Genomic DNA, 20,646 nt, shown 5'->3' on the forward strand with positions numbered 1-20,646 from the left:
ATGAAGAAGCTGATCTGGATCCTGGTCGTTCTCGCGGTCCTGCTGGCCGGGCTCGTCGCGGCCGGCCCGTACCTCACCATTCGCGGGCTGTCGCAGGCCATCGAGCAGCGCGACACCTCGAAACTGGACCGTTACGTGGACTTCCCGATGCTGCGGGCGAACCTGCGCGCGCAGCTGGATGACTACGTGGTTCGCCAGGCCGGGCCGGACGTGCAGTCGAACCTGGTGGGCGCACTGCTGCTCACTGCCGGCCAGCGCCTGGGCGGCACTGCGGTGGATGCGATGGTGACCCCGACCGGGATCAGCGCGCTGCTGGAAGGCCACACCCTGTGGAAGCGGGCCAGCAACGACCTGGAAACCAACGACGCTTATGCCGCGCCGAAGGCGGCCCGGCCGCTGGAGGGCGCCACGCATCGGTTCGAATCGCTGTCGCGGTTTACCGCCACCAGCCAGACCGCGCAGGGCCCGGTGGTGTTCGTGCTGCAGCGGCAGGGGCTGAGCTGGAAGCTGGTGGACATCCGGTTGCCTTTGTAACGGCGAGCCACCCTAGTGCCGGCCGCCGGCCGGCTCCTCGCTTGATCCGGCATCGTGCAGAGCCCGCCAGCGGCGGGCACTACCGCTTTAGCGGGTTTCGTTGGCTACACCGTGCGGGACGTGGCCGGCCGCAACGTTGAGGTGCTGACGGGCGCTGTCGATGTTGTGCTGCGAATCGTCGAAGAAGATGTCCGCGCCGAAGGCTTCCAGGAACGGCCCCTTGTGGCGGCCGCCCAGGAACAGCGCCTCATCCAGGCGCACGCCCCACTCGCGCAGGGTGCGGATCACCCGCTCATGCGCCGGCGCCGAGCGCGCGGTGACCAGCGCGGTGCGGATCGGGGCAGCTTCGCCCGCCGGGAATTCCGCCTGCAGGGTGTGCAGCGCCGACAGGAAGTTCCGGAACGGCCCACCGCTGAGCGGCTCGCGCGCATTCTCGCGCTCATGCCGGCCAAACGCCTCCACGCCCTGCTCGCGCGAAATGCGCTCGCTCTCATCGCCGAAGATCACCGCGTCGCCATCGAAGGCAATGCGCAGCTGGCCCAGCGGCTGGCTCATGTCCAGCGGCTCGGCCGCGGCCAGCGTTTCATCGTAGGGCTTGGGCAGGATGGTCGCGGCAGCGATGCCATGCCGCAGCGCACGCCGCACCGATTCCGGATTGGCCGACAGGAACAGGTCGGTGCCGAACGGCTTCACGTACGGCCAGGTCGGCTCGCCGGCAGTGAACGTGGCGCGGATGATGCCCAGGTCGTAATGCTGGATCGAGTTGAAGATGCGCAGGCCGGTGTCGGCCGAATTGCGCGACAGCAGGATGACCTCGACCCGCGGCGACTCCGGCGACTCGCCCTGGTTCAGCGCCAGCAGCTTGCGCACCACCGGGAAGGCCACGCCAGGGCGCAGGATGTCGTCTTCATGCGTGCGCTGGTACTCGGCGTAGGCGTCCACGCCTTCGGCCTCGAACAGCGCGTGGCCTTCTTCAAGGTCGAACAGCGCACGCGAGGTCACGGCAACGGTCAGCAAGCGGGGGGTGTTGTCGCCCATGGCGGTCAAAGGTCCTTCAAAACATGAACTGTTCGCTGAGGATCCGGTCTTCCAGGTTGTGTTCCGGATCGAACAGCAGGGTCACCCGGCGCTCGCGCGACTCGCGGATGGTCACCTCGACCACGTCGCGGGTTTCATGCGAATCGGCGGTCACGCTGACCGGGCGCTTGTAGGGGTCAAGCACGCGGAAGCGCACTTCGGTGTCGGCCTTGAGGATCGCACCGCGCCAGCGCCGTGGCCGGTACGGCGCCAACGGAGTCAGCGCGATCGTATGCGACCCCAGCGGCAGGACCGGGCCGTGCGCGGAGTAATTGTAGGCGGTGCTGCCGGCCGGCGTGGCCACCAGCACCCCGTCGCCGATCAGCTCGGCCACGCGCTCCTGCCCATTGAGGTCCACCCCGATATGCGCCGCCTGCCGGGTCTGGCGCAGCAGCGACACGTCGTTGTAGGCCAGCGAGCCCGTGGTCGTCCCCGACTCGGTCAGCGCCAGCATCTCCAGCGGCCGCAGGTTGGCCGGTTCGGCCACCGCCAGCCGGGCAGGAAGTTCGCCATCGTCCTCCCGATACTGGTTCATCAGGAACCCCACCGTGCCCAGTTTCATGCCGAACACCGGCCGCCCCAGCGCACCGTGCCGGTGCAGGGTCTGCAGCATGAAGCCATCGCCGCCCAACGGGCACAGCACGTCGGCCTCTTCCGGCGCATGGTCGCCATAGCGCGCCACCATCGCCGCGCGGGCGAACTGCGCCGCTTCGGTGTTGCTGGCCAGGAAGGCGATGCGGGGGGTATCGCTCATGTGGGGTCCGGTGGAGGGGTTGCTGGTTGAAGCATAACCGGGGTGGGAGTGCGCTTGTTGTGGGTTGGTCGCTAACGGCAGCGTTTCGATTCATACGTGCAGGGGCGGCCAGCGGGCAGCCCCGCTCCGAGACACGCCGTGAACCCGTCCTTGGGGGCTGCTAGAAAACATCCATGTTTTCTAGCGTCTCTCCGGGGGCTACCCGCTGGCCGCCCCCATACATGGTCGTGTGCGGTGGGGAAATCAGACACGCATGGCGTGTCACTACGCGGGTGGTCCGTCGGCGTAGTGGGGTTTTCCGTGGCCACCTGCCAACTTTCGGGGGGTCGGCGGGGGTGGGTTTGAGGGGGCACGAGCCGCATGGATGCGGCGATGAGCTTACACGGACGTACTTGCAGCGTCCCCCACGAACCCGCACCCGACGGCCCTGACCAGGGAGACCCCGCAGCCCAAGGCTGTTCGCACGAATCCAACAGCAGCCGGGCAAGGCCCGGCTCTACCGGGTCGTTTGCAACCCAGAGATCGCGGGCGCCAGACAACAAAAAGGCCCCGCCGAAGCGGGGCCTTTCTGCATCAAGCACTACCCGGAGCGCTTACGCGCCGTGGGCAGCCAGCTGGCCCAGGCGCTGGACCGCGACCGAGACGGTCGGGTAGTCCAGCGTCTTCTGTTCGGCCAGTTCCTGCAGCATCGACAGCGTGAAACGCAGGCTGCTGTCGTCGCGGGCCAGCCATGCGGCGACCTTGGCTTCGGCAGTACTGCCCTTCATCGACAGCACCTGTGCCGCCAGGTTGCGGTGGTGCGCCGCCAGCTCGTCGCGCAACACGCCACGGGCCACCGCGTGCCACCGGCCGTTGACCTCCAGCGCATCGATCTGCTCGAACAGCCACGGCAGCTGCAACGCATCGCCCAGGCGGAAGTGGACCTTCGACACATCCACCGGCTTCAGCTTGCGCGTACGCGCCAGCTCGATGATGTCGAACGCCGGTTCCAGGAACTGCAGTTCCGACAGCTGCTGTGCCAGCGCCGGCGGCAGGCCCTTGTCCTTCCACTCCTGCACGCTCGCCTCATACGCCGGGCGCTGCGAATCCGGCAACACACCCGACGCCTCGCGGATGTCGTTGAACGGCGCCTGGTAGCGGTTCACCGCCTCCGTGATGCCCGGCATCGCACCGGGGCGGAACAGCAGCCAGCGCACGAATGCACGCTGCAGCTTCCAGATCACTTCCAGCGCATCGATCTGCACCGACTCCGGCAGCGTCCCGTCCAGCGCATCGATCTGCGCCCACAGCGCACGCGCGTCCAGCGTCTCACGGCTGATCGTGTACGCCTTCGCCACCTCCGCGATCGTACGGCCCGTGTCCTCCTGCATGCGCATCAGGAACGTCGCGCCCATCCGGTTGATCGTCTGGTTCGTCACCGCCGTAGCGATGATTTCGCGCTTCAGGCGGTGACGCTCCATCGCGTCCGCATACTTCTTCTGCAGCGGCGTCGGGAAGTAACGCTGCAGTTCCTTCGACAGGTACGGATCTTCCGGAATGTCCGAATCCAGCAGCTGCGCGAACGCCACCAACTTCGAATACGACAGCAGCACCGACAGCTCCGGACGGGTCAGGCCCTGCCCACGCGCCTTGCGTGCCGACATTTCCGCGTCCGAAGGCAGGTACTCGATCTGGCGATCCAGCAGGCCCTGCTTCTCCAGCGTCCGGATGAAGTGCTGCTTCGAACCCAGGCGCTTGACCGCCATCCGCTCCATCAGGCTAAGCGCCTGGTTCTGGCGGTAGTTGTCGTTCAGCACCAGCTCCGCCACTTCGTCCGTCATCGACGCCAGCAGCTTGTTGCGCTGCTCCACCGTCAACTTCTTCGCCCGCACCACATCATTGAGCAGGATCTTGATGTTGACCTCGTGGTCCGACGTGTCCACGCCGGCCGAGTTGTCGATGAAGTCCGTGTTGAGCAGCACGCCGGCCTGCGCCGCCTCGATGCGGCCCAGCTGGGTCATGCCCAGGTTGCCGCCCTCGCCCACCACCTTGCAGCGCAGCTCGCCACCATTCACGCGCAGCGCATTGTTGGCGCGGTCGCCCACATCGCTGTGCTGCTCGGTCGCCGCCTTCACATAGGTACCGATGCCGCCGTTCCACAGCAGGTCCACCGGCGCCTTCAGGATCGCGCTCATCAGATCGTTCGGCGACATCGCCTTGACGTTCTCGTCCAGGCCCAGCGCCTCACGCACCTGCGGCGTGATCTCGATCGACTTCAGCGTGCGCGGGAAGATCCCGCCGCCCTTGCTGATCAGCTTCGCATCGTAGTCCGCCCAGCTCGAGCGCGGCACCGTGAACATGCGCTCGCGCTCCACGAACGACGTCGCCGCATCCGGATTCGGGTCCAGGAAGATGTGGCGGTGGTCGAACGCCGCCAGCAGGCGGATGTGGCGCGACAGCAGCATGCCGTTGCCGAACACGTCGCCGGACATGTCGCCGACACCCACCGTGGTGAAGTCCTGGCTCTGGCTGTCACGGCCCAGCGCACGGAAGTGGCGCTTGACCGACTCCCACGCACCGCGTGCGGTGATGCCCATGCCCTTGTGGTCGTAACCGACCGAACCACCCGACGCGAACGCATCGCCCATCCAGAAGCCGTGCGCGATGGCCAGGCCGTTGGCGATGTCCGAGAACGTCGCCGTGCCCTTGTCCGCCGCCACCACCAGGTACGGGTCGTCCAAGTCGTGGCGGACCACGTCCACCGGCGGCACGATCTTGTTGTTGACGATGTTGTCGGTGATGTCCAGCAGGCCCTGGATGAACAGCTTGTAGCAGGCCACGCCGTTGGCGAACACCGCATCACGGTCGCCGCTGGCCGGCGGGGTCTTGGCGAAGAAGCCGCCCTTCGCGCCGACCGGCACGATCACTGTGTTCTTCACCATCTGCGCCTTGACCAGGCCCAGCACCTCGGTACGGAAGTCTTCGCGACGGTCCGACCAGCGCAGGCCGCCACGCGCCACCGCGCCGAAGCGCAGGTGCGTGCCTTCCACGCGCGGGCCATACACGAAGATTTCGCGGTACGGGCGCGGCTTGGGCAGGTCCGGCACCAGCGCCGAATCGAACTTGAAGCTGATCACGTGGCCCGGTCGGCCCTGTGCATCGGTCTGGTAGTAGCTGGTGCGCAGGGTCGCGTCGATCACGCCCATGAAGCTGCGCAGGATGCGGTCTTCGTCAAGGCTGGACACGCGGTCCATCAGCTTCAGCAGCGCTTCGCGCGCGGCGTCCATCTGCACCTTGCGGTCGCCCTTGCGGGCGTCGACCACGGTCTTGAGCACCTTCTGGGTGGCTTCGTCGCCGCCGGACAGCACTTCAAGGTGCGCGCGCAGGTCGGCCTGGCCTTCTGCGATCGCGTCCTTGTCCTCATGGCCGGTCGCCGGGTCGAAGCGGGCTTCGAACAGCTCCACCAGCAGGCGGGCCAGCAGCGGGTAACGGGTGAAGGTGCCTTCCACGTAGGCCTGCGAGAACGGCACGCCGGTCTGCAGCAGGTACTTGCAGTAGCCACGCAGCATGGCGACCTGGCGCCAATGCAGGCCGGCCGACAGCACCAGGCGGTTGAAGCCGTCGTTCTCGGCGTCGCCGTGCCACACGCGGGCAAAGGTTTCACCGAAGGCGGCATCGGCGCTGGCCGCGTCGATCGGGCCGGCCACCGACTCCACTTCGAAGTCCTGCACGTACACCGGCGCGTTGTCGACGGTGAGGCGGTACGGGCGCTCGGCGATCACGCGCAGGCCCATGTTTTCCATCATCGGCAGCGCGTCCGACAGCGGAATGTCGTCCAGCTGGCGGTACAGCTTCAGGCGCAGGCCGTCGCCTTCTTCGCGGTGCACGGCCTGCAGGCTCAGGCGCAGGTCGTCCGGCCCGGTCAGCGCGTCGAGCTGGCTGACGTCGTTGGCCGCGATCTCGGTGCTCGAGTCTTCGATGTAACCGGCCGGCAGCGCCTTGCCGATACGGGCGGCAATGCGCAGGCCTTCGGTTTCGCCGTGGCGGGCCACCAGAGCTTCGCGCAGGTCGTCCTGCCAGTTGCGCAGCACCTGGGCGAGCTTCTGTTCCAGCGCGCTGGTGTCCACTTCCAGGGTCTGGCCGGCCTTCGGGCGCACGATCAGGTGCACCTGGGCCAGCGGCGACTCACCCAGCACCACCGAGCTGTCCACGTACTCGCCCTGCAGCGCGTCCTTGAGCATCGCTTCGATGCGCAGGCGCACGTCGGTGTTGAAACGCTCGCGCGGCAGGTACACCAGCGCGGAGATGAAACGGCTGTACTTGTCGCGGCGCAGGAACAGGCGGCTGCGCACGCGCTCCTGCAGGCCCAGCACGCCCATGGCGGTGCGGAACAGTTCTTCCTCGGTGGACTGGAACAGTTCTTCGCGCGGCAGGGTTTCCAGGATGTGGCGCAGGGCCTTGCCGCTATGGCTGGCCGGGGCCAGGCCGGACTGCTTCATCACGAATTCGTGGCGCTGGCGCACCAGCGGGATTTCCCACGGGCGACGGTTATAGGCGCTGGAGGTGAACAGGCCGAGGAAGCGCTGCTCGCCGATGATCTTGCCCTTGGCGTCGAATTCCAGCACGCCGATGTAGTCCATGTAACCGGCGCGGTGCACGCGCGAACGCGCGTTGGTCTTGGTCAGGATCAGCGCGTCCTTCAACCCGGTGGTGGCGTTGAGGCCCTGCGCGGCCAAGGTCTTGACCGGGCGCGCGGCGGACTTGTCCTTGCCGCGCATCAGGCCCAGGCCGGTGTCGTTCAACGGCGCCAGCACTTCTTCCTTGCCCTGCTTCTCGACGCGGTACTCGCGGTAGCCGAAGAAGGTGAAGTGGTTGTCGGCGGCCCAGCGCAGGAACGCCTGGGCTTCGCTGCGCGACGCGTCATCGATCGGCAGCTGGCGGGTGCCGAGGTCGTCGGCCAGGACCAGCGCCTTGCTGCGCATGGCGTCCCAGTCGCCGACGATGGCGCGCACTTCGGCCAGCGCCTTGACGATGGCCTGTTCGACATCGGCCATGGACTCGGCCGGCTGGCGGTCGATCTCCAGCAGCATCACCGACTCGGCGGTGCCTTCGCCCACCTGGGTGAGCTTGCCGGCCTTGTCGCGGCTGAAACGGATCACCGGGTGGCCCAGCACGTGCACGCCCACGCCGTGTTCGGCCAGGCTCATGGTGACGGTGTCGACCAGGAACGGCATGTCGTCGTTGACGATCTGCAGCACGGTGTGCGCCGACTCCCAGCCATTGGCCTTCAGGGTGGGGTTGAACACGCGCACGTTGGCCTTGCCGGCCTTGCGCACGCGGGCGAATTCGAGGGTGTCGCCGGCCAGTGCGGCCCATTCTTCAACCGTGTGGTGCGGGAACTCGTCCGCTTCCATGCGCTTGTAGAAATCTGCGGCGAACGCCACTGCCTCGGCCTGCCCGGCCGCCGGGTAACGCTTGCGCAAGGCCGTGTACACCGGTTCCAGAGAGAAGCCCACTGGCGAAACAGTCTGCGTATCGGCTGGTTTGGTCGTTTTTTTCACGGTCTTGGCTGCTGTTTTTTGCGGTTTCATGGCAGAGCGATGCGTGTTGCCCAGTTGGGAAAATGAAATTGTAGCCCTACCGCACGAAAACACCTTGCTGCAGGACGGAATAAGGTTTTTCGGGTTGGGTGGCGTTTACGTCGCCCGTTGATCAGTGCGCCAGAGTATGGAAAGTGCTGCATCCGACATGTGCATGACAGCATCGGCACTCGACATGGCAACTTGACGACGCACACAACGGACCGTGTCGAAAGCCATGCTTCACCAATTCTGAACTGGACGGTATAGTCCACCGCGTGAGCTCCCCCACCCCCACCGCCGCCGTGCTGGATGCACGCGATCACCGCGTGTGGAACGGTGCCGTTGGATTTCACATTTCTGAATGGCGCCTGTTGAGGCGCCGCGCCGGTCTGGTCCGGCATGACGACCCGCACTTCATGGCGGACCTGCTATTGAGCAGGATCGCCGTAGCGTGTTCTTCCCATCCGTGCAGACGCTACGCAGCGGCGCCGGTGGCTGATTACCCACAGCATTCAAACCAACACCGGAGTTCCCCCCGATGATCGCCCCACTCCGCACCCTCGCCCTGACGTGCGCAGTCGCCGTCGCGTTGACCGCCTGCAAGAAGCCGGAACAACAGACGCCCCCGCCGCCGGAAGTGGGCGTGATCGAAGCCAAGGCCGATACCCTGCCGCTGCAGCGCGAAATGGTCGGCCGTCTGTCGCCGTACCGCAGTGCCGACGTGCGCGCCCGCGTGCCTGGCGTGCTGCTCAAGCGCGTCTACCAGGAAGGCCAGGACGTCAAGCAGGGCCAGGTGATGTTCCTGATCGACCCGGCGCCGCTGCAGGCCGCATTGAATGCCTCGCAGGCCGAACTGGCCTCGGCGCAGGCGACCTATGCCAACGCCAAGGCCGCCGCTGCCCGCGCCCGCTCGCTGGCGCCGCAGCAGTTCGTGTCCAAGTCGGACCTGGACAACGCCGAAGCCACCGAACGCTCGTCCGCCGCTGCCGTGCAGCAGGCGCAGGCCGCGCTGTCGAACGCGAAGATCAACCTCGGCTACGCCCAGGTGACCTCGCCGATCGACGGTCGCGCCGGCAAGCAGCAGGTCACCGAAGGCGCGCTGGTCGGCCAGGGCGACATCACCCTGCTGACCACCGTGGACCAGCTCGACCCGCTGTACGTGAACTTCTCGATGAGCTCGGACGAACTGACCCAGCTGCGCCAGGCCGAAGCCAAGGGTTCTGTGCTGCTGGCCGGTGACGGCAAATCGACGGTGGCGGTCAAGCTTTCCGACGGCACCGCCTATGAGCATCCGGGCACGCTGGACTACTCCTCGGCCGTGGTCGACCCGTCGACCGGCGCGGTGACCCTGCGCGCGGTGCTGCCGAACCCGGACAAGATCCTGCTGCCGGGCTCGTTCGTCAGCTTCCAGGCGGTGCTGGGCGAGCGCAAGAACGCGTTCCTGGTACCGCTGCAGGCGCTGCAGCGCGACACCGTCGGCGGCTTCGTGATGGTGGTGGGCAAGGACGGCAAGGTGGTGCGCAAGAACGTGGTCACCGAAGGCCAGCAGGGCAGCAACTGGCTGGTCAGCAGTGGCCTGCAGCCGGGCGACCAGGTGATCGTTGCCGGCGTGCAGAAGGTCAAGGAGGACGCGCCGGCCACGGCCAAGCCGTGGAGCCCGACCGCTCCGGGCGCCAATGGCCAGGCTCCGGCGGGCGCTGCGCCCGCCACTGCCGGCCAGGCACCGGCCGCGCAGGCCGACGCTGCGGCACCTGCCGACGCGGCCGCCAAGCCCTCCGACGGCGCTCCGGCTGCCGAACCGACCAAGCAGTAACGGGAACCCTCCGTCATGCCTAAATTTTTCATTGAACACCCGGTATTCGCCTGGGTGGTCGCGATCCTGATCTCGCTTGCGGGCGTGATCTCGATCCTGGGTCTGGGCGTGGAGTCCTACCCGAGCATCGCACCGCCGCAGGTGACGGTGAGCGCCACCTACCCCGGCGCCAGCGCCGACACCACCGAAAAGTCGGTCACCCAGGTGATCGAGCAGCAGCTGACCGGTATCGACCACCTGCTGTACTTCAGTTCCTCGTCGGCCTCGAACGGTCGTGCGCAGATCACCTTGACCTTCGAAACCGGCACCGACGCGGACATCGCGCAGGTGCAGGTGCAGAACAAGGTGTCGCTGGCCACGCCGCGCCTGCCGACCGAAGTGACCCAGCAGGGCGTGGTGGTGGCCAAGGCCAACGCCGGCTTCCTGATGGTGGTGGCGCTGCAGTCGGACCGCGAGTCGATCACCCGCGACGCGCTGAACGACATCGTGGGCTCGCGCGTGCTCGACCAGATCTCGCGTATCCCCGGCGTCGGCAGCACCCAGCAGTTCGGTTCCGAGTACGCCATGAACATCTGGCTCAACCCGGAACGCATGCAGGGCTTCGGCCTGTCCGCCACCCAGGTGCTGGCGGCGATCAAGGCACAGAACGTGCAGTTCGCGGCCGGTTCGCTGGGCTCGGATCCGTCCCCGGCCGGTCACTATTTCACCGCCACGGTTTCGGCTGAAGGGCGCTTCAGCTCGCCTGACCAGTTCGAGAACATCATCCTGCGCGCCAATGCAGACGGCTCGCGGGTGATGCTGAAGGACGTGGCCCGGATCGCGTTCGGCGCCAACAACTACGGCTTCGACACGCAGTACAACGGCAAGCCGACCGGTGCGTTCGCGATCCAGCTGCTGCCGGGTGCGAACGCACTGAACGTGGCCGATGCGGTGCGCGCCAAGATGGAGGAGCTGCAGCCAAGCTTCCCGTCCGGGGTAACGTGGTTCTCGCCGTACGACAGCACCACGTTCGTGAAGATCTCGATCGAGGAAGTGGTCAAGACCCTGGTCGAAGCGATCGTGCTGGTCTTCCTGGTGATGTTGATCTTCCTGCAGAACTTCCGGGCGACGCTGATCCCGACGCTGGTCATTCCGGTGGCGCTGCTTGGTACGTTCCTGGGCATGAGCATCATCGGCTTCACGATCAACCAGCTGACGTTGTTCGCGATGGTGCTGGCGATCGGCATCGTGGTCGATGACGCGATCGTGGTGATCGAGAACGTCGAGCGCATCATGACCGAGGAGAAGCTGCCACCCAAGGCGGCGACCCAGAAGGCCATGACCCAGATCACCGGTGCGGTGGTGGCCATTACCGTGGTGCTGGCGGCGGTGTTCATTCCGTCGGCACTGCAGGGCGGCGCGGCCGGCGAGATCTACAAGCAGTTCGCGCTGACCATTGCGATCGCTATGGCGTTCTCGGCGTTCCTGGCGCTGGGCTTCACACCGGCACTGTGCGCGACGTTCCTGAAGCCGACGCACGGCGAGCCGAACGTGGTGTACCGCACGTTCAACAAGTACTACGACAAGGTCAGCGGTACGTACGTGGGCCACATCACGTCGGCGGTGAAGCATGCGCCGCGCTGGATGATCCTGTTCGTGGTGCTGACGGTGCTGTGCGGTTTCCTGTTCACGCGCATGCCGGGCAGCTTCCTGCCGGAAGAAGACCAGGGCTATGCGCTGGCGATCGTGCAGCTGCCGCCGGGTTCGACCAAGGCGCAGACCAACGCGACCTTCGCGCAGATGCGCGGGATCCTGGAAAAGCAGGATGGGTTCGAGGGCATGCTGCAGGTGGCCGGTTTCAGCTTCGTGGGTTCGGGCGAAAACGTGGGCATGGGCTTCATCCGCTTGAAGCCGTGGGCGGACCGTGACATCACGGTGCCGGAGTTCATCGGCAACATGAATGGTGCGTTCTACGGGATCAAGGAGGCGCAGATCTTCGTGGTCAACCTGCCGACGGTGCAGGGCCTGGGCCAGTTCGGCGGCTTCGACATGTGGCTGCAGGACCGTGGCGGGGTGGGCTTCGAGCAGCTGACGCAGGCGCGCAACACGCTGCTGGGAAAGGCGGCGGAAGAGAAAGAGCTGCTGACGGGCGTGCGCCCGAACGGGCTGGAAAACGCGCCGCAGTTGCAGCTGCACGTGGACCGGGTGCAGGCGCAGACGATGGGCCTGTCGGTGTCGGACGTGTACAGCACGATCCAGCTGATGCTGGCGCCGGTGTACGTGAACGACTTCTTCTACCAGGGCCGCATCAAGCGGGTGACGATGCAGGCCGACGGTCCGTTCCGGACCGGGGCGGAGTCGTTGAACAGCTTCTACACGCCGAGTTCGCTGCAGACCAACGCGGACGGTACGCCGGCGATGATTCCGCTGAGCACGGTGGTACGTTCGGAATGGGTGTCGGCACCGCCGTCGCTGAGCCGTTACAACGGGTATTCGGCGATCAACATCGTGGGTTCGCAGGCGCCGGGCCGCAGTTCGGGCGAGGCGATGCAGGCGATGGAGCGGATCGTGCAGGACGACCTGCCGGCGGGCTTCGGCTACGACTGGTCGGGCATGTCGTACCAGGAAATCCTGGCGGGCAACGCGGCGACGCTGCTGCTGGTGCTGTCGATCGTGGTGGTGTTCCTGTGCCTTGCGGCGCTGTATGAGAGCTGGTCGATCCCGGTGGCGGTGCTGCTGGTGGTGCCGCTGGGCGTGCTGGGTGCGCTGGCGTTCTCGCTGGCGCGCGGGCTGCCGAACGATCTGTACTTCAAGATCGGCCTGATCACGGTGATCGGCCTGGCGGCGAAGAACGCGATCCTGATCGTGGAGTTCGCGGTGGAGCAGCGGGCGGCGGGACGGAACCTGCGCGATGCGACGATCGAGGCGGCGCGCCTGCGCTTCCGCCCGATCCTGATGACGTCGTTCGCGTTCATCATGGGCGTGATCCCGATGGCGATCTCGACCGGTGCGGGCGCGAACGCGCGCCACGCGATCGGTACGGGCGTGATCGGCGGCATGGTGTTCGCCACCTTCCTGGGCCTGCTGATGATCCCGGTGTTCTTCGTGGTGGTCCGACGCATGCTGGGCGACAAGCTGGACGAACCGTCCAAGGAGTTCCTGGAACGCCAGGGCGACGCTAATACGGTCCATCGTCCGGATCGTTGATCCTGTGTAACGTGTAATGCAAAAGGCCCCGGAGCGATCCGGGGCCTTTTTTTTGTTCGGCAGTTGCCTGCGTTGCGTGGCGCCGGGCTCTGTCCGGCTGTTGTTGGTTTTGGGCGAACAGCCCTCGGCTGAGAGATTGTCTGCTGTGGGGCCGGCGGGGGTGGGTTTGAGGGGGCACGAGCCGCATGGATGCGGCGATGAGCTTACATGGACGTACTTGCAGCGTCCCCCACAAACCCGCACCCGACGGCCCTGACCAGGGGAACCGCGCAGACCCCGGCTGTTCGCCTGAATCCAACAGCAGCCGGGCAGAGCCCGGCTCTACGTGATTACGCCACCCCAGCGGATGGCGAAGCTAAACCCCAGAAAGCAATCGGGGCCCACGAAGGGCCCCGATTGCTTTGCTTTGCTTTGCTTTGGTTTGGCGTCGGATCAGCGCAAGCCGGTCTCGTTGCGCGCGATCACCAGGCGCTGGATTTCCGAGGTGCCTTCGTAGATCTCGGTGATCTTCGCGTCGCGGAAGTAACGCTCCAGCGGCATTTCCTTGGAGTAGCCCATGCCGCCGTGGATCTGCACCGCCTGGTGGGTGATCCACATCGCTGCTTCCGAGGCGGTCAGCTTGGCGATGGCCGCTTCGTTGCTGAAACGCTTGCCCTGCCCCTTCACCCATGCCGCGCGCAGCGTCAGCAGCAGCGCTGCGTCCAACTTGCACTTCATGTCCGCGATCTTCGCCTGCGTCATCTGGAACGTGCCGATGGCCGCGCCGAACGCCTTGCGCTCCTTCACGTACTCGAGGGTCGCCTCGTACGCCGCACGCGCGATGCCGATGGCCTGCGACGCGATGCCGATGCGGCCCGCGTCCAGCACGCCCATCGCGATCTTGAAGCCCTCGCCTTCCTTGCCCACCACGTCGTCCGCGTCCGCCACGTAATCCTGGAACTCGATCTCGCACGTCGCCGACGCACGGATGCCCAGCTTCGGCTCGGTCTTGCCGCGGTGGAAGCCCGCCTTGTCCGTGTCGATCATGAACGCCGTGATCCCGCGTGCGCCCTGCTCCGGCGCGGTCATCGCGAACAGCACGATGTACTTCGCCACCGGGCCCGAGGTGATCCAGCTCTTCTTGCCGTTGATCACGTAAGTGCCGTCTGCCTGCTTCACCGCCCGGCAGCGCATCGCCGTCGCGTCCGAACCCGACTGCGGCTCGGTCAGCGCGAACGCGCCAATCGCCTCGCCTTCCGCGATCGCACGCACGTATTTCTGCTTCTGCGCCTCGCTGCCGTAGCTCAGGATGCCGCTGCAGAACAGCGAATTGTTCACCGACATGATCGTCGAATGCGCCGCATCGCCTGCTGCCACCTCCACCATCGCCAGCACGTAGGAGATCGGGTCCATCCCCGCGCCGCCGTACTCGGTCGGCACCTCGATGCCCATCAGCCCGTTCTCGCCCAGCAGGCGGATGTTCTCCAGCGGGAACTCGCCGGTACGGTCATGGTGCTCCGCGCTCGGCGCGATCTTTTCCTGCGCGATGCGACGGGCAACGTCCTGCAGCATCAGCTGCTCTTCAGTAAAGCTGAAATCCACAACACCCTCCCGGAAACATGGCTGGAGGCCGCACAATACGCAGCCGCATGGAAGGATTGTACCGGGGAACGGACCGCCCCAGCTGACTTGACCCGCACGGCTCGGACGAACGAAAATATCTCTATATCGCGATAGGTAGATATTTATGGATCTCGAGGACTGGTCGGTCCGGCTGAAAGTGTTCGCCGACGCCACCCGCGTACGCCTGCTGACCCTGTTGGAGCAGGAAGAACTGACCGTGGCCGAACTCTCGGCCATCACCACCCTGGCCCAGCCCCGGGTGTCCACCCACCTGGCCCGGCTCAAAGAGGCCGGCCTGGTCCGCGACCGCCGCGCCGGCGTTTCCGCCTACTACCGCTTCGACGACGCCGCGCTCGACCCCGCGCAGCGCGCATTGTGGCATGCCCTGAGCACCGGCAGCGACGATCCCCTGCTACGCCAGGATGCTGAACGCGTGGCCGCCGTGCTGGCCAGCCGCGCCGCCGACCAGAACTGGGCCGACAGCGTCGCCGGCGACATGGAGCGCCACTACTCCCCCGGCCGTACCTGGGAAGCCCTCGCCCGCACCGCGCTGCCGCTGCTCGAAACCGGCGACGTGCTCGACATCGCCTCCGGCGACGGCGTGCTCGCCGAACTGGTCGCCCCGCACGCCAAGCGCTACGTCTGCATCGACACCAGCGCCCGCGTCGTTGCCGCCGCCAGCGAACGCCTGCGCCGCCTCGCCAACGTCGAGGTCCGCGAAGGCGACATGCATGCCCTGCCGTTCAAGGATCGCAGCTTCGACCTGGTCGTGCTGATGCACGCCCTGACCTACGCCGCCAAGCCCGCCCAGGCCGTCGCCGAAGGCGCGCGCGTGCTGCGCTCCGGCGGCCGCCTGCTGCTGTGCAGCCTGGCCCGCCACGAACACAAGGCCGCCGTCGAAGCCTATGGCCACGTCAACCTGGGCTTCTCGGACAAGGAACTGCGCAAGTTCGCCGAAAAGGCCGGGCTGGTCGTCTCCAGCCTGGAAACCGTGACCCGCGAAAAGCGCCCGCCGCACTTCGAAGTCATTTCGCTGATCGCCAGCAAGCCCTGAGGTTGCCCCGCATGTCCCTGCCCTGGCTGCATCCCGACCGTGTCCGCGCCCTCGAAGACGCGCTGGCCACCCGCATCCTGATCATCGACGGCGCCATGGGCACCATGATCCAGCGGCATGGGCTGGAGGAAGCCGACTACCGCGGCGAGCGCTTCGCCCAGGGCTTCGACCACCAGCATGGCGCCGGCTGCGACCACGGCACCCCGGAAGGCCATGACCTCAAGGGCAACAACGACCTCCTGCTGCTGACCCGCCCCGAGGTAATCGCCGGCATCCACACCGCCTACCTGCAGGCCGGTGCCGACCTGATCGAGACCAACACCTTCAACGCCACCTCCGTGAGCCAGGCCGACTACCACCTCGAACACCTGGTGTACGAGCTCAACAAGGCCGGCGCCGCCGTGGCCCGCGCCTGCTGCGACGCGGTCGAAGCCACCACCCCGCACAAACCGCGCTTCGTCATCGGCGTGCTCGGCCCGACCAGCCGCACCGCCTCGATCAGCCCCGACGTCAACGACCCCGGCTTTCGCAACACCAGCTTCGACGCGCTGCGCGACACTTACCGCGAAGCCATCGACGGCCTGATCGACGGCGGCGCCGACACCCTCATGGTCGAAACCATCTTCGACACGCTCAACGCCAAGGCCGCCCTGTTCGCCATCGAAGAAGCCTTCGACGCGCGCGGCGCGCGGCTGCCGATCATGATCTCCGGCACCATCACCGACGCCTCCGGGCGCACCCTGTCCGGGCAGACCGCCGACGCCTTCCATGCCTCGCTGGCCCATTCGCGCCCCCTCTCGATCGGCCTGAACTGCGCGCTGGGCGCCGACGCGATGCGTCCGCACGTGGAAACCCTCGGCCAGGTCGCCGACTGTTACGTCAGCGCCCACCCCAACGCCGGCCTCCCCAACGCGTTCGGCGAGTACGACGAAACCCCGGATGAAATGGCCGCCACCCTGCGCGGTTTCGCCGAGGACGGCCTGCTGAACCTGGTCGGCGGCTGCTGCGGCTCCACCCCCGACCATATCCGCGCGATTGCCGAGGCCGTGGCCGGTATTCCGCCGCGCGCCCTGCCCGCTGCACGGGAGCAGGCCGCATGAGCGCGCCGACCCGCCACACCCGCCTGTCAGGGCTTGAGCCGCTGGTCATCACCCCGGACCTGCTGTTCGTCAACGTCGGCGAACGCACCAATGTCACCGGCAGCGCTCAGTTCCGCAAGCTGGTCAAGGAAGAGCACTACGAAGAAGCCGTTGAAGTGGCGCGCCAGCAGGTCGCCAGCGGTGCGCAGATCCTCGACGTCAACATGGACGAGGGCCTGATCGATTCCGAAAAGGCGATGACCCGCTACCTCAACCTGATCATGTCCGAGCCGGACATCGCCCGCATTCCGGTGATGGTCGACTCCTCCAAGTGGAGCGTGATCGAGGCCGGGCTGAAGTGCCTGCAGGGCAAGAGCGTGGTCAACTCGATTTCGCTCAAGGAAGGCGAAGCGCTGTTCATCGAGCACGCACGCAAGGTGCTGCGCTATGGTGCCGCCGCCGTGGTGATGGCCTTCGACGAACAGGGCCAGGCCGATACCTGCGCGCGCAAGGTGGAGATCTGTACCCGCGCCTACCGGATCCTGGTCGACCAGGTCGGGTTCCCTCCGCAGGACATCATCTTCGACCCGAACATCTTCGCCGTCGCCACAGGCATCGAAGAGCACGACAACTATGCGGTGGACTTCATCGAAGCCACCCGCATCATCAAGCGCACGCTGCCGCATTGCCACGTTTCCGGCGGCGTCTCCAACGTGTCGTTCTCGTTCCGTGGCAACGAAACCGTGCGCCAGGCGATCCATTCGGTGTTCCTCTACCACGCCATCGCCGCCGGCATGGACATGGGCATCGTCAACGCCGGTGCGATGCCGATCTACGACGACCTCGACGCCGAACTGCGCGAGCGCGTGGAGGACGTGATCCTCAACCGCCGCGCCGATGGCACCGAGCGCCTGCTCGAGATCGCCGAGCGTTACAAGGGCAGGAAGGGCGAGGTCAAGGGCGAAGACCTGGGCTGGCGCGAGAAGCCGGTCGACGCACGCCTGGCGCATGCGCTGGTGCACGGCCTGGATGCCTGGGTGGAAGCCGATACCGAAGAAGCCCGTGTCCGCTCCAGCCGCCCGCTGGACGTGATCGAAGGGCCGCTGATGGACGGCATGAACGTGGTCGGCGACCTGTTTGGCGCGGGAAAGATGTTCCTGCCGCAGGTGGTCAAGTCCGCGCGCGTGATGAAGAAGGCGGTGGCCTACCTGCTGCCCTTCATCGAAGCCGAGAAGGCGCGCAGCGGCGACACCGCCAGGAGCAACGGCAAGATCATCATGGCCACGGTCAAGGGCGACGTGCACGACATCGGCAAGAATATCGTCGGCGTGGTCCTGGCCTGCAACAACTTCGAGGTCATCGACCTGGGCGTGATGGTGCCGGCGCAGAAGATCCTGGATGCGGCCCGCGCCGAGAACGCCGACATCATCGGCCTGTCCGGACTGATCACGCCGTCGCTGGAAGAAATGAGCCATGTCGCCCGCGAGATGGAGCGCCAGGGCTTCACCCTGCCGTTGATGATCGGCGGCGCCACCACGTCGCGCGCGCATACCGCGCTGAAGATCGACCCGCATTACAAGGCGCCCACGGTGTGGGTGAAGGACGCCTCGCGCGCGGTGGGCGTGGCCCAGTCGCTGATCTCCAGCGAGCTGCGCGAGGCGTTCGTCGCTGCCAACGAGGCCGACTACGCCGACATCCGCCAGCGCCACCGCAACCGTGGCGACGCCAAGCGGCTGGTGACCCTGGCCAAGGCGCGCGCGCAGCGCTTCGATGGTGGCTGGGACACCTACACGCCCCCTGCCCCGCGCAAACCCGGCCTGCACGTGCTCGACGACTATCCGCTGGCCGACCTGGTCGAGGTGATCGACTGGACTCCGTTCTTCCAGGCCTGGGAGCTGGCCGGCAAGTACCCGGCGATCCTCACCGATGAGATCGTCGGCACCCAGGCCAGCGAGCTGTACCGCGACGCGCGCGCGATGCTGGCACGCATCGTCGACGAGCGCTGGCTGACCGCCCGGGCCGTGTTCGGGCTGTGGCCGGCCAACAGTGTCGGCGACGATGTGCACCTTGAGACCGATGACGGCCCGGCGGTGCTGCACTTCCTGCGCCAGCAGGTGGACAAGCCGGTGGAGCGCCCGGACTTCTGCCTGGCCGATTTCATCGCGCCGTCCAACAGTGGTCGACAGGACTGGATCGGCGCGTTCGCGGTGACGGCGGGCATCGGTATCGAGCCGCATGTGGCGCGCTTCGAGGCAGACCATGATGATTACAACGCGATCCTGCTGAAGGCGCTGGCGGACCGCCTGGCCGAAGCATTGGCCGAGCGGCTGCACCAGAAGGTGCGCACTGATTACTGGGGCTACCAGCCAGATGAAGCGCTGGACAACGAGGCGCTGATATCCGAGCAGTACAGCGGCATCCGCCCGGCCCCGGGGTATCCGGCCTGCCCGGAGCACAGCGAGAAGGGCACGTTGTTCCGGCTGCTTGATGCCGAACGCAATGCGGGCATGGAGCTGACCGAGAGCTTCGCAATGCTGCCCACGGCGGCAGTTTCGGGGTACTACTTCAGCCACCCGCAGAGCCAGTATTTCGTTGTGGGTCGGGTGACCCGTGAACAGGTCACCGATTACGCCAAGCGCAAGGGCGTGGATCGGGCGCAGGTGGAGCGGTGGCTGGCCTCGAATCTGGATTACGATCCGGAGTGACATCGGCCCGGTAGAGCCGGGCTCTGCCCGGCTGCCGGACGTGGCAGCATCGCTTGGGACACGCATGGCGTGTCGCTACGCATATCCGACGGATTGACTGCAATGACGCTTCAAACTCGCGACGCCGTTCCAGTGGCGCGCCTCTCCAGCTATTACCTGTTTTATTACGCAGCACTCGGGGCGTTTACGCCTTACTGGTCGCTGTTCCTGACCGCGCGCGGGATGAGCGTGACCGCGATCAGCGTGATGATGGGGATCTGGTATGCGACCCGCATCGTGGCGCCGACCACCTGGACCTCGATCGCAGCCGCCTCGCGCGACCCGATCCGCTGGCTGCGGATCGGCAGCGTTCTCACGCTGGTCACCTTCTGCGCCTTCCTGCTGCCGCTGCCACAGCCGTGGATGTATCCGGCGATGGTGGTGTTCTGCTTCTTCTACAACGCGGTGATGCCGCAGTTCGAGTCGATCACGCTCACCCACCTGGGCAACGACAGCCACCGCTACGGCATGATCCGGGTGTGGGGCTCGCTGGGCTTCATCGCGGTGGTGATGGGCTTCGGCTGGTTCCTGGAAGGGCGAAGCGCTGGCGTGCTGCCGTGGCTGATGCTGCCGCTGTTCGCGCTGCTGGTAGGCTCCTCGTTCGCCAACCGCTATGCGCGCGACTTCCACCGCGCCGACGGCGATGCCACCGGCTTCTGGCAGATCGTGCGCAAGCCGCAGGTGCTGGCGTTCTTCCTCGCCGCCTTCATGGAACAGCTCTCCTTCGGGCCGTATTACACGTTCTTCTCGGTGTACATGGACCACCACGGGTATGCGACCTCAACCCTCGGCCTGCTGTGGACCATCGGCGTGGTGTTCGAGGTGGCTGTGTTCTTCACCATCGGCCGCTTCTTCCGCCGTTACGACGCCAGCTGGATGCTGTTGATCGCGCTGCTGAGTTCGACCGTACGCTGGACCGTCACCGCGTTGTTCCCGCAGCACCTGGGGGTGATGCTGGTGGCGCAGACCGCGCACGCGCTGGGTTTCGCCGCGTTCTTCGCCGCAGCCATGCAGATGCTGGCCACGTATTTCCCGGGCCGGCTCAACGGGCATGGGCAGGGATTGCTGTACGGCTTCTCGTCCGGCGTGGGCGGCGTGCTCGGCGCATTGATCGCTGGCCAGCTGTGGGGCATCGACAACGGCCGCACCGCGTTCCTGGTTGGTGCCGGTTTCGCCGCCGCAGGCGCCCTGCTCTGCTTCTTCGCAATCAGCCTGCCCCTGTTGCGGGGCAAGCGTCGCTAG

11 protein-coding genes are annotated in these 20,646 nt (G+C 66.4%); 7 read left to right on the plus strand and 4 right to left on the minus strand.

The annotated features are described in order from the left end of the window. Positions 1-534, plus strand: coding sequence for a DUF2939 domain-containing protein (locus HGB51_RS03680; RefSeq protein WP_070209215.1), 534 nt, complete (start codon positions 1-3; stop codon positions 532-534). A gap of 87 nt (positions 535-621) precedes the next feature. On the opposite strand, the gene HGB51_RS03685 is transcribed toward HGB51_RS03680, so the two are convergent. The 3 genes from HGB51_RS03685 to HGB51_RS03695 form a co-directional block, all read right to left on the minus strand. Continuing rightward, positions 622-1,572, minus strand: a complete 951-nt coding sequence (locus HGB51_RS03685; RefSeq protein ID WP_070209228.1) for a 5'-nucleotidase — start codon at positions 1,570-1,572, stop codon at positions 622-624. Positions 1,573-1,588: 16 nt separating this feature from the next. Further along, positions 1,589-2,365 carry an NAD kinase gene (locus HGB51_RS03690; protein ID WP_070209214.1) on the minus strand — a complete coding sequence of 259 codons (777 nt, stop codon included), beginning with the start codon at positions 2,363-2,365 and terminating at the stop codon, positions 1,589-1,591. 593 nt (positions 2,366-2,958) lie between these two features. Then, on the minus strand, positions 2,959-7,935 hold the full coding sequence (locus HGB51_RS03695) for an NAD-glutamate dehydrogenase (protein WP_070208798.1): 4,977 nt from the start codon (positions 7,933-7,935) through the stop codon (positions 2,959-2,961). Positions 7,936-8,464: 529 nt separating this feature from the next. Between HGB51_RS03695 and HGB51_RS03700 the strand changes: the two genes are divergently transcribed. Together HGB51_RS03700 and HGB51_RS03705 are read left to right on the plus strand one after the other, a co-directional pair. Next, positions 8,465-9,739, plus strand: coding sequence for an efflux RND transporter periplasmic adaptor subunit (locus tag HGB51_RS03700; protein WP_070208799.1), 1,275 nt, complete (start codon positions 8,465-8,467; stop codon positions 9,737-9,739). 15 nt (positions 9,740-9,754) lie between these two features. Further along, the gene (locus tag HGB51_RS03705) at positions 9,755-12,925 is read left to right on the plus strand and encodes a multidrug efflux RND transporter permease subunit (protein ID WP_070208800.1); all 3,171 of its coding nucleotides are present in this window, start codon (positions 9,755-9,757) and stop codon (positions 12,923-12,925) included. Positions 12,926-13,357: 432 nt separating this feature from the next. Here the strand turns inward: HGB51_RS03705 and HGB51_RS03710 are convergent, their stop codons facing one another. Further along, positions 13,358-14,506, minus strand: coding sequence for an acyl-CoA dehydrogenase family protein (locus HGB51_RS03710; RefSeq protein WP_070208801.1), 1,149 nt, complete (start codon positions 14,504-14,506; stop codon positions 13,358-13,360). Positions 14,507-14,651: 145 nt separating this feature from the next. Between HGB51_RS03710 and HGB51_RS03715 the strand changes: the two genes are divergently transcribed. The 4 genes from HGB51_RS03715 to HGB51_RS03730 all read left to right on the plus strand — a co-directional run bounded on the left by HGB51_RS03715 (position 14,652) and on the right by HGB51_RS03730 (position 20,646). Continuing rightward, positions 14,652-15,581: an ArsR/SmtB family transcription factor gene (locus HGB51_RS03715; RefSeq protein ID WP_070208802.1), complete on the plus strand. Its 930-nt coding sequence runs from the start codon at positions 14,652-14,654 to the stop codon at positions 15,579-15,581. Positions 15,582-15,592: 11 nt separating this feature from the next. Further along, the gene (locus HGB51_RS03720) at positions 15,593-16,681 is read left to right on the plus strand and encodes a homocysteine S-methyltransferase family protein (RefSeq protein WP_070208803.1); all 1,089 of its coding nucleotides are present in this window, start codon (positions 15,593-15,595) and stop codon (positions 16,679-16,681) included. After that, entirely contained in the window at positions 16,678-19,365 is a 2,688-nt protein-coding gene (metH, locus tag HGB51_RS03725) for a methionine synthase (RefSeq protein WP_070208804.1), read from the plus strand. The genes HGB51_RS03720 and metH overlap by 4 nt, the downstream gene beginning before the upstream one ends. Before the next feature lie 102 nt (positions 19,366-19,467). Continuing rightward, on the plus strand, positions 19,468-20,646 hold the full coding sequence (locus tag HGB51_RS03730) for an MFS transporter (RefSeq protein WP_070208805.1): 1,179 nt from the start codon (positions 19,468-19,470) through the stop codon (positions 20,644-20,646).

Origin of the sequence: Stenotrophomonas bentonitica (assembly GCF_013185915.1) — a bacterium.
In the GTDB taxonomy this organism is placed as follows: Bacteria; Pseudomonadota; Gammaproteobacteria; order Xanthomonadales; family Xanthomonadaceae; genus Stenotrophomonas; species Stenotrophomonas bentonitica.

Coding starts and splice junctions, on each gene's coding strand:
- HGB51_RS03680 (WP_070209215.1), top strand. CDS start 1: ATGAAGAAGCTGATCTGGATCCTGGTCGTTCTCGCGGTCCTGCTGGCC.
- HGB51_RS03685 (WP_070209228.1), bottom strand. CDS start 1,572: ATGGGCGACAACACCCCCCGCTTGCTGACCGTTGCCGTGACCTCGCGT.
- HGB51_RS03690 (WP_070209214.1), bottom strand. CDS start 2,365: ATGAGCGATACCCCCCGCATCGCCTTCCTGGCCAGCAACACCGAAGCG.
- HGB51_RS03695 (WP_070208798.1), bottom strand. CDS start 7,935: ATGAAACCGCAAAAAACAGCAGCCAAGACCGTGAAAAAAACGACCAAA.
- HGB51_RS03700 (WP_070208799.1), top strand. CDS start 8,465: ATGATCGCCCCACTCCGCACCCTCGCCCTGACGTGCGCAGTCGCCGTC.
- HGB51_RS03705 (WP_070208800.1), top strand. CDS start 9,755: ATGCCTAAATTTTTCATTGAACACCCGGTATTCGCCTGGGTGGTCGCG.
- HGB51_RS03715 (WP_070208802.1), top strand. CDS start 14,652: ATGGATCTCGAGGACTGGTCGGTCCGGCTGAAAGTGTTCGCCGACGCC.
- HGB51_RS03720 (WP_070208803.1), top strand. CDS start 15,593: ATGTCCCTGCCCTGGCTGCATCCCGACCGTGTCCGCGCCCTCGAAGAC.
- metH (WP_070208804.1), top strand. CDS start 16,678: ATGAGCGCGCCGACCCGCCACACCCGCCTGTCAGGGCTTGAGCCGCTG.
- HGB51_RS03730 (WP_070208805.1), top strand. CDS start 19,468: ATGACGCTTCAAACTCGCGACGCCGTTCCAGTGGCGCGCCTCTCCAGC.